This window comes from Globicatella sulfidifaciens DSM 15739 (assembly GCF_900167405.1).
In the GTDB taxonomy this organism is placed as follows: Bacteria; Bacillota; Bacilli; order Lactobacillales; family Aerococcaceae; genus Globicatella; species Globicatella sulfidifaciens.
This window is the reverse complement of the sequence record NZ_FUWO01000003.1, coordinates 3,571-16,741: the sequence shown is the minus strand read 5'-3', so window position 1 is coordinate 16,741 and position 13,171 is coordinate 3,571. Positions and strand designations below refer to the sequence as shown.

General features: G+C 34.8%; 11 protein-coding genes. All 11 read right to left on the bottom strand.

What is annotated here, in order from left to right:
* Nucleotides 1–31 precede the first annotated feature (31 nt).
* The 11 genes from B5D12_RS02200 to B5D12_RS02150 all read right to left on the bottom strand — a co-directional run bounded on the left by B5D12_RS02200 (nt 32) and on the right by B5D12_RS02150 (nt 12,885).
* Nucleotides 32–1,876: an acyltransferase family protein gene (locus tag B5D12_RS02200; protein WP_159443832.1), complete on the bottom strand. Its 1,845-nt coding sequence runs from the start codon at nt 1,874–1,876 to the stop codon at nt 32–34.
* An 11-nt stretch (nt 1,877–1,887) separates the two neighbouring features.
* Nucleotides 1,888–3,192, bottom strand: a complete 1,305-nt coding sequence (gene obgE / locus B5D12_RS02195) for a GTPase ObgE (RefSeq protein WP_078755289.1) — start codon at nt 3,190–3,192, stop codon at nt 1,888–1,890.
* Nucleotides 3,193–3,226: 34 nt separating this feature from the next.
* The gene (glyS, locus tag B5D12_RS02190) at nt 3,227–5,254 is read right to left on the bottom strand and encodes a glycine--tRNA ligase subunit beta (protein WP_078755288.1); all 2,028 of its coding nucleotides are present in this window, start codon (nt 5,252–5,254) and stop codon (nt 3,227–3,229) included.
* Entirely contained in the window at nt 5,254–6,153 is a 900-nt protein-coding gene (gene glyQ / locus B5D12_RS02185) for a glycine--tRNA ligase subunit alpha (protein ID WP_078755287.1), read from the bottom strand. Before glyQ ends, glyS begins: the two co-directional genes overlap by 1 nt.
* A gap of 219 nt (nt 6,154–6,372) precedes the next feature.
* Nucleotides 6,373–7,206 (bottom strand): DNA repair protein RecO, encoded by an 834-nt coding sequence (recO, locus tag B5D12_RS02180; protein ID WP_078755286.1) that lies wholly within the window; start codon nt 7,204–7,206, stop codon nt 6,373–6,375.
* A gap of 33 nt (nt 7,207–7,239) precedes the next feature.
* The gene (gene era / locus B5D12_RS02175; RefSeq protein ID WP_066124830.1) at nt 7,240–8,145 is read right to left on the bottom strand and encodes a GTPase Era; all 906 of its coding nucleotides are present in this window, start codon (nt 8,143–8,145) and stop codon (nt 7,240–7,242) included.
* A 12-nt stretch (nt 8,146–8,157) separates the two neighbouring features.
* Nucleotides 8,158–8,553 (bottom strand): diacylglycerol kinase, encoded by a 396-nt coding sequence (locus B5D12_RS02170; RefSeq protein WP_078755285.1) that lies wholly within the window; start codon nt 8,551–8,553, stop codon nt 8,158–8,160.
* Complete coding sequence (gene ybeY, locus B5D12_RS02165) at nt 8,537–9,016, bottom strand: rRNA maturation RNase YbeY (RefSeq protein WP_078755284.1); 480 nt, start codon at nt 9,014–9,016, stop codon at nt 8,537–8,539. Before ybeY ends, B5D12_RS02170 begins: the two co-directional genes overlap by 17 nt.
* Nucleotides 9,017–9,030: 14 nt before the next feature.
* Nucleotides 9,031–11,247: an HD family phosphohydrolase gene (locus B5D12_RS02160; RefSeq protein WP_159443831.1), complete on the bottom strand. Its 2,217-nt coding sequence runs from the start codon at nt 11,245–11,247 to the stop codon at nt 9,031–9,033.
* 106 nt (nt 11,248–11,353) lie between these two features.
* Nucleotides 11,354–12,370 (bottom strand): PhoH family protein, encoded by a 1,017-nt coding sequence (locus B5D12_RS02155; protein ID WP_078755404.1) that lies wholly within the window; start codon nt 12,368–12,370, stop codon nt 11,354–11,356.
* A gap of 71 nt (nt 12,371–12,441) precedes the next feature.
* Complete coding sequence (locus tag B5D12_RS02150; RefSeq protein WP_066124823.1) at nt 12,442–12,885, bottom strand: GatB/YqeY domain-containing protein; 444 nt, start codon at nt 12,883–12,885, stop codon at nt 12,442–12,444.
* Between the last annotated feature and the right edge of the window lie 286 nt (nt 12,886–13,171).

Genomic DNA, 13,171 nt, shown 5'->3' with positions numbered 1-13,171 from the left:
AACTCCTAACTAATCGTTAATATGACAAATTTTATTGCTGACGATACAGTTCATTTGCCATTAATTTTGCTAACTCTAAACTTCCCTTTTCATTGGGATGAAATTCATCAAGTAACCAATCCGGATGAGTATTAGCAACACTCGCCCAATCGATTAATCTCACATTTCCATAACGTTGAGCTGCTTTAAATAATTCATTGTTGACTTGCTGTGTCCAAGCACGATTAGGACTGATTAAAACGAAATATATCATTCGATTTTCACCAATAGCCTCTATATAATCATCGAGTTGACCTTTGGTAAAAGCGCCATTAGTCCCTAGTAATGTGATTACCGTTGGTGCTAGTTTATTTTTGGCTTTTAAGGATTCGATATCACTAACACTGTTATATAATTGACGTGCTTCATTAGCATCTATCACTGCTTTAGGAAAAACATCGATTATCTGTTGTGCTGATGCTAAAAAGATTGAATCGCCTACAAACGTGACTTCGATGGCATTAGCATATAATTTCACTTCTTGTTCTAAGCCTTCAATATTGTTGATAACAATTTTAGGTCGTTCATTTGAACTAAGCGTTTGATCAACAATCGCTTCATTGTGTTTGAATGTTTCAGCTAATTCTTGCACGACTCCTGCTCTTGTTTGCGGTGCTAATAATATGCCGAATAGTCCGATAAAGAGTATTATTCCATAAAAACCACTGAAAAATTTTACTTGTTTAAATTTACCCGAATTATTTTTTAAAAATTTTAATTGGAATCTTGTTTTTCGTATATTAGAATCTTGTCCAAATGGTAAGACAATTTTACGACTTTCAATCAGATAGTAAGCAAATTCAGCAAAAACAACCAATAAAAGACAGCCAACAAATATATGAACCGCATAACTTCGATTAACCTTTTTTAATAATTCTGGCATCACTAATACAATTGGATAAAACCATAAATAATAGGTATAACTTTTTTTACCTAAATAAACAAATGGTTTAAAACTAAAAAATTTATTTAACCAAGTATCTGGATATAAGGTAATAAAAATAACAATTAAAGATAAGAGTGTAAAGAACGTTATACCAAAACGAAAAGCAAAAGGTTGCGTACCATACATATAACGTATCATCATCCACATCAGCCATAAAATAGCAATACCTAAACCATTTAACAGCCCTTTCGTTTGTGAATTGATTGCTTTCGGCTTTAAATTATATGGCATCGCTAAGCTAAGCACTCCACCTAATGTATAAGCAAATAATCGGGCTAAGGTATTAAAAAATATACTGGAATGTTCATGACCCGTAGTTTGTAAATACCACATTAACACCATTGAAATTAAACTGACGATTGAAAGCATATTGATCGCAGTTGAGGTGCTTTTATGCCATTTATAGCAAGATTCAATTAAGAGCGGTGTTAATAATATGAGTTGTGCGTACATTGAGCTATACCATAAATGAGCAAAAACACTTTGGTTAGCTGTTTGAGCAAAAAATGAGCTCCCTGTTATGATTTGATAAAAATTATTAACAAATAAAAGACTGCTCAATCCCATATTTCGTAAGTTCATATAGTTTTTGGGGGATATGAACATAATGAAAACGGTCATAAAAACCATCATAAATAACATAGGGAAGAACAATTTATCAAACCGTCGTCTTAAAAAGTTGCGATATTCCATTGGTTGTTCTAAAATGATTTGCTTTTTAAAAATGCGGAAATTTAAGAAGCCACCTATTAGGAAAAATAAATTAACGGCAACAAAGCCACCGGGAACCAAATGCTGCAGATAGTAATAGGCAATGATAATAACTAAAGAGAGACCTTTAAGTCCATCTAACACTTCTATTCGATTTTGATTCGACTTACCTATTTGCATATTGCTCACCATTAATCCATAAACTCGAATTGATAACCAGCTAAATCGACAATATCACCATTTTGAGCACCGTGTTGGCGTAAAGCTTCGTCTACACCCATGGTACGTAGTTGGCGAGCAAAACGGGCAATACTTTCGTCATGAGCCATATTGGTCATCGCATAAAGCTTTTCAATTTTTTCACCGTATAAGCGCCAATATCCCTCACCAATTTGTTCAATCATGAATGGTACATCTTCTTCTAATTGATAATGAACCGCTTCGATCACTTCTTCTTCTAGTGGTATGAAGGTCGTTGTTTGAATCAATTCATAAACTTTATTTAATAAAGGTTTAATGCCGGTTGTTTGCCAAGTACTGACTTCAAAGATAGGTGGTAAATCTTGTTTTTGTTGTTGATAATAGTTAGCGATTTTCTCTTTAAAGCCATTAATGTTTTCTTGAGCAACTGCTTCATCCATTTTATTAGCTACAATCACCATCGGACGTTCTAATAACTTAGCATTATATGCTTTTAATTCATGCATAATGTCTAAGAAATCTTGATAAGGTTCACGGCCATGTACGCCAGCCATATCAATCACATGAATTAATACTTTAGTACGTTCAATATGACGTAAAAAATTTATTCCTAAGCCGACACCTGCTGAAGCTCCTTCAATTAATCCAGGCATATCCGCTAGAACAAATTCTTTACCAATGCCTAAATTAACGACGCCTAAATTTGGTGTTAAAGTCGTAAATTGATAGTCTGCAATCTTAGGTTTAGCATTACTGACAACGGACAATAAAGTCGATTTGCCAACACTTGGATAGCCTACCAGCCCCGCATCAGCAATCACCTTTAATTCCAACGATAATGCTCGTTCTTCACCTGGTTCACCATTTTCGGCAATTGAAGGTGCCGGATTTTTATGAGTGGCAAAGCGAATATTTCCGCGTCCCCCACGTCCGCCTTTAGCGACAATAACTTCTTGCCCATGGTCAACTAAATCCGCAATTATTTGCTCTGTTTCCGCATCGCGCACAATCGTTCCGGGTGGTACTTTGACAATCAAATCTTCTGCACCCGCTCCATATTTACTTTTACTCATGCCATTTTCACCATTGGCTGCTTTAAAATGACGATTATAACGGAAATCCATTAAAGTATGGAGTCCTTCATCCACTCGAAAAACCACGTCACCACCACGACCACCGTCACCACCGGCCGGTCCTCCATCTGGTACATACTTTTCCCTTCTAAAAGCAACCATGCCATCGCCACCTTTACCAGCTTTGACATTCACAACTGCTCTATCTAAAAACGTAGACATATTATCACTCCCTTTCTTTTATCAAGTTCTATTTTTAAAATTTACTAATTAATAACCGTGGATCTAAATAATCTAAAACATATTGAGTTAAAGTTGTCATTGTCGCATAACGATTGGCCTTGATTTTTTCATCTTGATCATTGACCATGTTCTCTTCAAAATAATGGTTAATCGGTGCGACTAAGTGTTGTAAGGTATCTAATACATTCCCTAGTCCTAGTGATTGGGTTAAGCCAATCAAAGTTTTTTCAGATTCTGTTTGAGCTAGAGCTGAATCAAGATGAGTATTTTCTGCTTTGCTACCTAAATTAACAACTCGGCTGATTGCTTCAACGATAGCGCGATAATTCTCTGGCTCATTGTCTTTTTTAGCTTGCAATGCTTTAGCCGTTTCAACCATTAATTTAAAGTTTAAGCCTTTAGAAGCTACCACAGCTTGAATAATATCAAAGTCTATTTGTTCTCGTTCTAAAGCAACTGACATTCTAGCATTAAAGAAATCAATAAGATGTTTTAGTAATTCATTATTACCTTTAACAACTGAATGATTTTCTAATATCGCTAATAAATCGATTTGCCAGTCGGTCGATAATAATATTTCTACTACTCCCATCGCTTGACGTCTTAATGCATAAGGGTCGTTTGAACCGGTTGGAATTAAATCGACACTAAAGTAATGAATTAAAGTATCTAATTTATCAGCTAATGTTAATAATTTGCTGGCAGTTGTCGTTGGTAATTGACCTCCACTTGATTTTGGTAAATATTGTTCACGGATCGCGATGGCAACTTGTTCATCGATACCGTAATGCGGTGCATACACATAACCAATTTCTCCTTGGAGCTCATCAAACTCGCCAACGGTTTGGGTCATCAAGTCATACTTATAAATTTTAGCTGCTTCAATAGCAGTGTTTGTTGTTGCTTGGTCGACTTGTACTGACGCAGCAATTAAAGGAATAAAAGCCGCTACTCGTTTTTGCTTATCAGCAAGACTACCTAATTTAAAATGTTCATTAACAGACGTTAACTTATTTAAATAAAATGCTAAATCTTGTTTTAAATCTTCTTCATAGAAGAATAAGGCATCCTCTAAACGAGCACGTAAGACTTTTTTATTACCTTTAATCACATTTTCTAGATGGTCGCTATTACCATTACGTACAGAAATAAATATCGGTAAAAGTTGATTCACTTGGTTTAAAGCATAAAAATAACGTTGGTGATCCTTCATCGCAGTTATTAATACTTGTTCAGGTACTTTTAAATACTCTTCTTCAAACTCACCATAAAAAACAGTTGGCCATTCCACTATGGAAGTCACTTCCTCTAGTAAATCTTCATCAATTGGCACAATCCAATTCTTTTCATTAGCCAATGATTCAATTTGGCTTTTAATAATGGCCTGGCGTTCTGCAAAATCGGCTAATACAAATTCTGCTTTTAATTGTTCAACATAAGTGGCTGGACTCTTAATTGACACTTTATGACCTAAGAAGCGGTGCCCACGTGTCAAGCGATCAGCTTGTACTCCAACAAATTCAAATGGTACCACAGTTTCATTTAATAAAGAAACAAACCAATGAATTGGTCGAATAAAAGGTGTTTCAATTGCATTCCAATGCATCGTCACTGGAAAGGTCATTGCTTTAATGACTTGGGGCATATTTTTTAAGATATCAGTGGTCTTTTTGCCTTTGATAAATTTATTAACATGTAAGTATTCAACACCTTTAATCTCTTCAACAAAGCTATCTTCTGGTGATGCTTGTTGTCCTCTTAAAAAACCTAAAGCGGCTTTGGTCCATTCACCATTTTCATCTTTAGCTATTTTCATAGCAGGTCCTTTTGCCACTTCGGTAACATCCGCTTGTGCTTCTGCTAATCCATCAACAATGACAGCCAGTCGTCTCGGTGTAGCATAAGTTTTAATCGTACTAAATTCAATACGTTGCTCAGTTAAATAATCGGCTACGCGTGTTTTTAATTGTTCACTTAATGACAGCAAAAAGCGTGCAGGTACTTCTTCTAAACCAATTTCTAATAAATATTGATTACTCATTATTCCATCTCCTTAGATACTTGTTTTAATAAAGGATAACCTAATTTTTCTCGTTCATTAACAAACGCTTGTGCCACAGAACGAGCCATTTTACGGATTCTTGCTAAATAACCCGCACGATCAGAAACGGAAATCATACCACGTGCATCTAATAAGTTGAAACTATGGCTACATTTTAAAATATAATCATAGGCTGGATGAACTAATTCAGCTTCAATTAAGCGAGTTGCTTCTTTTTCATAGGCATCAAATTGTTGGAATAACATTTCACTATCACTTAATTCAAAGGCATAAGTCGAATGCTCACGTTCGGGTTGCTTGAAAATTTCACCATATTTAACGCCAGCTACCCATTCTAAATCATAAACATTTTCGACGTCTAAAATATACATGGCTAATCGTTCTAAACCGTAAGTTAACTCAGAAGTTACTGGATTACATTTTAATCCGCCTACTTGTTGGAAATAGGTAAATTGGGTAATTTCCATCCCATCAATCCAAACTTCCCAGCCTAATCCGGCACAACCTAATGAAGGATTTTCCCAATTATCCTCAACAAAACGAATATCATGTTCTAATGGATCAATACCAATCGCTTCTAAACTTTCTAAATAGAGTTCTTGAATATTTAAAGGAGAGGGTTTCATAATCACTTGAAATTGATGATGTTGAAATAGACGGTTGGGGTTTTCACCATAACGCCCATCTGCAGGTCTTCTAGATGGCTCTACATAAGCCGCATTCCAAGGTTCAGGCCCAATCGCTCTCAAAAAAGTATAAGGACTCATCGTGCCGGCACCTTTTTCATTATCATAACTATTTAAAATCATACAGCCTTGTTTCGACCAAAATTGTTGTAAGGTCATAATAATCTCTTGCATGGTTGTTTTCTTTTCCATACTATCACTCCTTAATAATATTAAAAATCCCTATGAATAGCCAAATAAGACTACTCATAGGGACGAAAGTATTTTCGCGGTTCCACCCTAATTCTAGTAAGGACTAGCACTTTTAATTTTATACAAAATAACCAAAAGCATGCCTTCGATTTGCCCTAGCTTTCACCATTCTAGAGTCGCTATACTATCTTCTTTTTTCTTGCTTTTAATAACTAGATTTTACCGATTATCCGGGCTATTGTCAACTTGCGATTGAAGGCTTGATGTTCTTTTTGAGCCTCTTTTTGATAGAATACTTTGATACTTTTGATCCAATTGGTCTATTTCGTTAATAAACTGTTTACTTTTAAGTCTAATTCCAACAAATTCTTGATAAAGTTCTTTTGTCAGTCTTTTTAATTCAGTAATTGTTTCAATACTAACATTGATGGAATTAATTTTATTTAAAGAGGTATTGGCTAATAAAAAAGCGACATGCATCGCCTTAGGGCTAATATGCAAGCGATAAGGATCATTATTAAAATGTTGTCGACAAATCAAGCCACCTAAATTGATACTAAAATCAAAAGGTTCTTGCCGACGCCCACATACTTGACAATGTTGCCAATTTAATTGAGTACCAAAATAAGGTAATAAATAAATCTCAAAATAGACCATTAAGATGTCATGGTTAAAACCTTCATTTAACTTTAATAATGTATCATTTAATAAATGATACAAATGAGGTTGTGGGTCAAAATCTTCAAATACCGCATCGATTAATTGCACGAAATAACTTGCATAAGACTGCAAGGTTAAATCCTCTAATACTTTCCGAGGAAAAGCTAATGTTGAGGCTTCTTTGACAAATGAAAAACCAGACGGATTAATGGTACCCACATATTGATTTTTAGAAAATGGAATTAACTGAGCTCGCATAGCATGATTGGATTGCTGCCCTCTACGAATAAAAAACATCCGCTTTCCAAATTCTTTGGTCAGTAATTTTACAATCGTGTCTTCTTCGCGATATTGCCTACGAAATAAAACAATGCCTTCGAATGTTTCTTGCATGCCGTCACTTCCATTTCATTTTCAAACTATTGATTAATAATCGGTTTTCTTGTAGCCCAATTCATTGATATAGGTCTGTTTATTACGCCAATCCTTTTGCACTTTGACCCATAAATCTAGATAAACTTTATCATCTAATAATCGTTCAATGTCACGACGAGCCATTTGACCAATCTTTTTAATCATCGAGCCTTGAGCACCAATAATGATTCCCTTTTGACTCTTTCTTTCAACGATAATAGTCGCTTGTACTTCCACTTTATCATTTTCATTCCGTTGCATACTTTGAACTTGAACCGCCACTGAATGTGGAATTTCTTCTTTCGTTAAAAGTAAAATTTTCTCCCGAATAAATTCAGCTACCACAAAATATTCCGGATGATCCATGATTTGATCAGCAGGATAATACTGTGGACCAACTGGTAAGGTAGATTTCAAAGTATTCATCATTTCTGGAACATTGTTCCCTTCCAAGGCACTGATTGGAAAGACTTCACTAAATTCTAATTCACTTGTATAAGATTCAATCGTTTCAAATAAACTATCTGGATGGACAAGATCAATTTTATTAATTAAAAGATACACAGGTACTGAAAGATTTTTTAATTTCTCGATGATTAGTCGATCACCTGGTCCAATACTTTGAATCGCACTGACGACAAATAGTACAGCGTCGACTCCTTTCAAAGCACTATATGCGGTATTAACCATAAAATCTCCTAGTGCATGTTTAGGTTTATGAATTCCCGGTGTATCAATGAATACAATTTGTGCCTCTTCATCAGTGTACACACCTTGAATTCGATTACGAGTTGTTTGTGCTTTGTCTGACATTATCGCAATTTTTTGTCCGATGACCCTATTTAATAAGGTAGACTTGCCTACATTTGGTCGTCCGATAATCGCAACAAAGCCTGATTTAAATTCTTTATTTGTCATAATGACCTCTTTCTAAAATAATTTTACTAAGTATGGTACAAAAATAATGAGTCCTACGACAACTGCAATCAACGCCATCATCATCACGGCAGCAGCCGCAATATCTTTACTTCTTTTGGCCTGTTGATCCCACTTGGTGCCAACAACTAAATCGACCACCGTCTCAATGGCAGAATTAATCATTTCCAACGCTATTACATGACCAATCAGTAAGATGATAATTAACCATTCGGTGGTCGTAATTTGAAAAATAAAACCAGCCACTACTACAGCCAATGTCATCAATAAATGAATTCTAAAGTTGAATTCTTCCTTCCATAAGGTAATGAGTCCAGCTTTAGCTGCTTGAAAAGCCGAAATTCGATTTTGATTCGCCCAGTATTTAGTTGGTTTATCTTGTAAGCCCATATTCTTCTAAAACCTCATTTTGAATGCCAAACATTGCTTGTTCTTCTTCTTCGGTTTGATGGTCATATCCATTTAAATGAAGAAAGCCATGTACCGTTAAAAAAGCTAATTCACGTTCAAAAGAATGACCATAATCAGCTGCTTGTTCAACGATTTTCTGATATGAGATAATAATATCACCTAGATGTTCTGGGATAGCAGCAAAATCGTCATCTGCTTCCATCGTAAAGTCAAAATCGTCATCGCCTTCGGTTAAAGCAAAACTTAAAACGTCTGTCGGGCGATCAATACCACGGTATTGTTTGTTTAATTGGTGGATTGTTTCATTATTAACAATTGAAATGTCTACTTCACTTTGTTCTGAAAGTCCTAATTTTTTGGCTGTTAATTCGATGACATCTTCAATTATTTTTGTATGTGACGCTTCTAAATACTGTTCATCATCGATTAAATCAATAATCATCTTGTTCGCTCCTTCTATTCTGGATATTCTACGCGCGTATGAAACATTCCCGCCACACCATTAATGAGAGACTGTTTAACAATTTTTAACTCTTGGACCGTTAATCCTGAATCTTCAAATTGATTTGCTTCAATCTTCCCATCGATGATTTTAGTAATTAAGGCGGTAATGGCTTCAACTGAATGTTCTTTTAAAGTTCGAGAAGCTGCTTCAACAGAATCTGCAATCATAATCACTGCAATTTCTTTTGACTGTGGTTTTGGACCTGGATAGCTAAAATCTTCAATATTAATATCCGTTTTTTCTTGTTTAGCCTGATGGTAAAAATAGCCTGCTTGGGTGGTACCATGATGTTGTAAACAGACATCGACTATTCCTTTAGGCATATTATTATCTTCTAGTATTTTTGCCCCTTCGGTAACATGACTAATAATAATTTTAGCACTTTCTGCAGCTGTCATCATTTGATGAGGTGAAACCATCCCTTGTCTTAAATTCTCGACAAAAAACATTGGATATTTCACTTTCCCTACATCATGATAGTAACTTGCCACTCTCGTAAATAGTGAGTCTCCTCCAATCGCATCCACAGCGTTAGCACTTAAATTAGCTACTAAAATACTATGGTGATAAGTACCTGGTGCTTCTTCAATTAAGAGTTTTAATAATGGATGATTAAGATTAGCTAATTCATTTAGTGTTAAGGCTGCTTGATCATCGAGTAATTGTTCCCAATAAGGTTTTATTAAAATATATATCGTATGCATGATAACTGCACTCGTTAGCATTGCAAAAGTGGTGGTTAACGTTTCATAATTGAAAATTTCATAATTCATCGCTAATAAAATCGGAACGGTAATGACTACATTCCATAATATTGAAGATTGTAAGGTCATTTGATGCATCGTAGGATCCTGCTCGATTCTTAACCAAATAACGAGCATCATAAAGAAATAAAAGACTGCTGGAATTAAAACACCAATTAAGTCCGTTTGACTATTTAAAACAAATAAACTAATTAAGTTAAAGAAAATAATAGCTAATGCAATCGTCCGTCGATCGGTTTTAGGTAAAATTAATAATGGTAACAAACCAGCTGGAAACAACAACATTGCTTCTGACATCCCATTTTGTTGTAAGACTTGTAAAAATGTTAGAGAGATAAAAGCAAAGAGAAAAGCCAATGAATAAGCTGTTAAACGCATATTACCATCATTAACGGTTTTACTTTGTTTGTTATCCCATTTATTAAATACCATATAAAGAAAAATGGCGTGAATTAATAACACTGCAGCAAAAGCATAGATGCTATAAACCTTGGTTTGATTATTTAAAATGCCATAAATGTTTAATAAACGAATCATTTCAGAGTCAACCACAAAACCTTCTTGAATGATAACTTGACCTTGTAATATATAGGTTGGCTGTACTTGATTGACTGCATTTTCTCTCGCTAACTCCGTCGCCGGTTCGTCAAAAACCACTGTGGGTACCATTAACTGAACCACTAAAGATTTAAGGATTTCTCGATTTTTATTGCGAATAATATCAGCATTAATTTGACTAAAGATATTCTCGATAACGGTATTGACTTTCTCAGCCGAGATTTCTTTCATTAACGTTTCTGAAATAGTATTGGTAATATAAGTTTGAAGACCAATTATTTCTTCATCATTCATTTTAGCAATCGCTAATTGCATCTCATTATCAAGGTCCGCTACGAAATCTTTAATAGATTGGTCACCCTTTTGTAATTGATTCACTAAAACGATTGTTTTTTCTGCATCATTTAATTGTGCAAATGGTACTTCCTGAGTTTCGGTTCTTTGTTCCGTCCCAATCTCATTGGCCAATTCATTTAAATCATCTAATTCATTAAATAATTGCTTAATTTGTTGAGTCGAATAATTTTCTTTTCTTAATTGACGAATGGAACTAAAATATTGTTCAATTAATGTCAATTGATTTTCACGTATAGATGGACTATAGGTATAAACATCGGCCACCGCATCATAGGCACGTTGTTTATTCTCATTGGTTGTCTGTTCATCGATCGTAGTATATGGTGCGCGAATAGTTACATCGGCAACTTGATTAGGTTGAATATTATATTGTCTTGGTTTGACACTGGCAAAACCAAATAAAAAAAGTAATACAGTTAAAAGTGCAATTAAAATAGGTCGATACCATTTACCTAATCTTTGTTGTAATTGATATAATTTTTTATTCAAAATGTCACCCCAATTCAATCTTTTTCTGCAATAGGATATAAAAGAAAGATAAAAACGGTTTATCAATTCTCCTAACTAATAAAACGCGTCTATCTTTCCTTTATCATTATTCTGGTTGATTTAAACGTTCCATTTCAGTTTTAACAGTTTCTGTTTCAGTCTCCTGTGATACTGAGGTCGCATCATGCTCATTCGTCGTCGCTGGTGATGGTGTTGCTTTGGTTCCATAAGCACGAATAATATCAGCAACTACTGGATGACGAACTACATCAAAGGCATCAAATGTTACAAATGAAATACGTGGTATGCTATTTAGTTTTTCAATCGCATCTACTAAACCTGATTTAACACCGCGAGGTAAGTCTATTTGTGTCTTATCCCCATTAATAATCATTTTTGACCCGAATCCTAAACGTGTTAAGAACATTTTCATTTGAGCAATCGTCGTATTTTGAGCCTCATCTAATATGACAAAAGCATCGTCTAATGTACGACCTCTCATGTAAGCTAATGGCGCAATTTCAATAATGCCTCGCTCCATTAAACGTACCGTTTGTTCGGTTCCCATAATCGTGTATAAAGCATCATAAACAGGTCGTAAATAAGGATCCACTTTTTCTTTTAAATCTCCAGGTAAAAAACCTAAACTTTCGCCTGCTTCAACTGCTGGCCGTGTTAAAATAATTTTCTTTACTTTCCCCTCACGCAAAGCCTGAACAGCCAAAACAACGGCTAAAAATGTTTTACCGGTCCCCGCAGGCCCTACTCCAAAGGTAATATCATGTGAATTAATTTTTTTAACATATTGTAATTGTCCGAAGTTTTTCACTCGAATCGCTTTACCATCTGCAGCACGACCAATCACTTCCTCATAAAGATTAACGAAGAATTCTAGTGTATTGTTTTTGGCCATTTTGATTGCCGTAACAACATCCATTGTACGTGGAGTAATATTACGCTCTAATAAATGAATCAACATAAAGAAAATGTCGCTAACTTCATTCACGTCGGCTTCATCTTCCCCTTTAATGGTAATGACTTCTCCTCGAACAGCAATCGAAACGGGATAACTTTCTTCTAGTAATTGAATATTTTGATCTTGATTCCCAATTAGAGCAATCATCCAATCACCATTAGTTACAATTACTTGTTTAGAAAATGTACTTGGATTATTCAAATTTTCGCCTCTTTTTCTTATGATAATAATTCTTTTACGATACGATTAACAACTTGTCCATCTGCTTGCCCTTTTAATTCAGCCATTGCTTTCCCCATTACTGCACCGAAAGCTGATTTATCTTTAGCTCCTACTGCTGCAATAATTTTGGTTATTGCTTCTTTGATTTCATCTTCTGATAATTGCGCAGGTAAGTATTGTTCAACGATTTTGATTTCGTCCAATAATGGCGCCACTAAATCTTGACGACCTGCTTTTTCAAATTCAGCTAATGAATCTTTACGCTGTTTCATTTCTCTAGCAATAATTGTGATTTCTTGTTCTTCACTCAAAGGCTCTGTTTGTTCAATTTGTTCCTTTTGCAAGGCAGCCTTCAACATGCGAATAACTTTTAGTGTTTCTTTATCTTTCGCTTTCATTGCTACTTTTATATCTTCATTAATTCGTTGTGTTAATGACATCATTCATACACCTCTTATCAAATTTCTTATTATCTATTGTAACAAATTTTTGCTTAATATAACATTAAATGCTTAAATCTCTACTGTTTTTTTGCAATTTATCGGCAATTAGTTAAAAAAATTCCCTTCAATAAAAGATTGAAAGGAATAATTATCAAAATATTGAATGATTATAAATCTAAAATGTAAAGATTTAAGTTATGATGTGCTCACTAGGCATCACTGAGCGGGAGTAGAAAAGAAGTAGAAAATCGAATAATTTTCGCTTCGTCTGTTCACCCCCGCA

Bases quoted from the DNA above. Each gene is read 5' to 3' on its own strand.
- B5D12_RS02150 (WP_066124823.1), bottom strand. From the start codon at position 12,885: ATGTCATTAACACAACGAATTAATGAAGATATAAAAGTAGCAATGAAA.
- glyS (WP_078755288.1), bottom strand. From the start codon at position 5,254: ATGAGTAATCAATATTTATTAGAAATTGGTTTAGAAGAAGTACCTGCA.
- B5D12_RS02155 (WP_078755404.1), bottom strand. From the start codon at position 12,370: ATGATTGCTCTAATTGGGAATCAAGATCAAAATATTCAATTACTAGAA.
- ybeY (WP_078755284.1), bottom strand. From the start codon at position 9,016: ATGATTATTGATTTAATCGATGATGAACAGTATTTAGAAGCGTCACAT.
- glyQ (WP_078755287.1), bottom strand. From the start codon at position 6,153: ATGGAAAAGAAAACAACCATGCAAGAGATTATTATGACCTTACAACAA.
- era (WP_066124830.1), bottom strand. From the start codon at position 8,145: ATGACAAATAAAGAATTTAAATCAGGCTTTGTTGCGATTATCGGACGA.
- obgE (WP_078755289.1), bottom strand. From the start codon at position 3,192: ATGTCTACGTTTTTAGATAGAGCAGTTGTGAATGTCAAAGCTGGTAAA.
- B5D12_RS02170 (WP_078755285.1), bottom strand. From the start codon at position 8,553: ATGGGCTTACAAGATAAACCAACTAAATACTGGGCGAATCAAAATCGA.
- recO (WP_078755286.1), bottom strand. From the start codon at position 7,206: ATGCAAGAAACATTCGAAGGCATTGTTTTATTTCGTAGGCAATATCGC.
- B5D12_RS02200 (WP_159443832.1), bottom strand. From the start codon at position 1,876: ATGCAAATAGGTAAGTCGAATCAAAATCGAATAGAAGTGTTAGATGGA.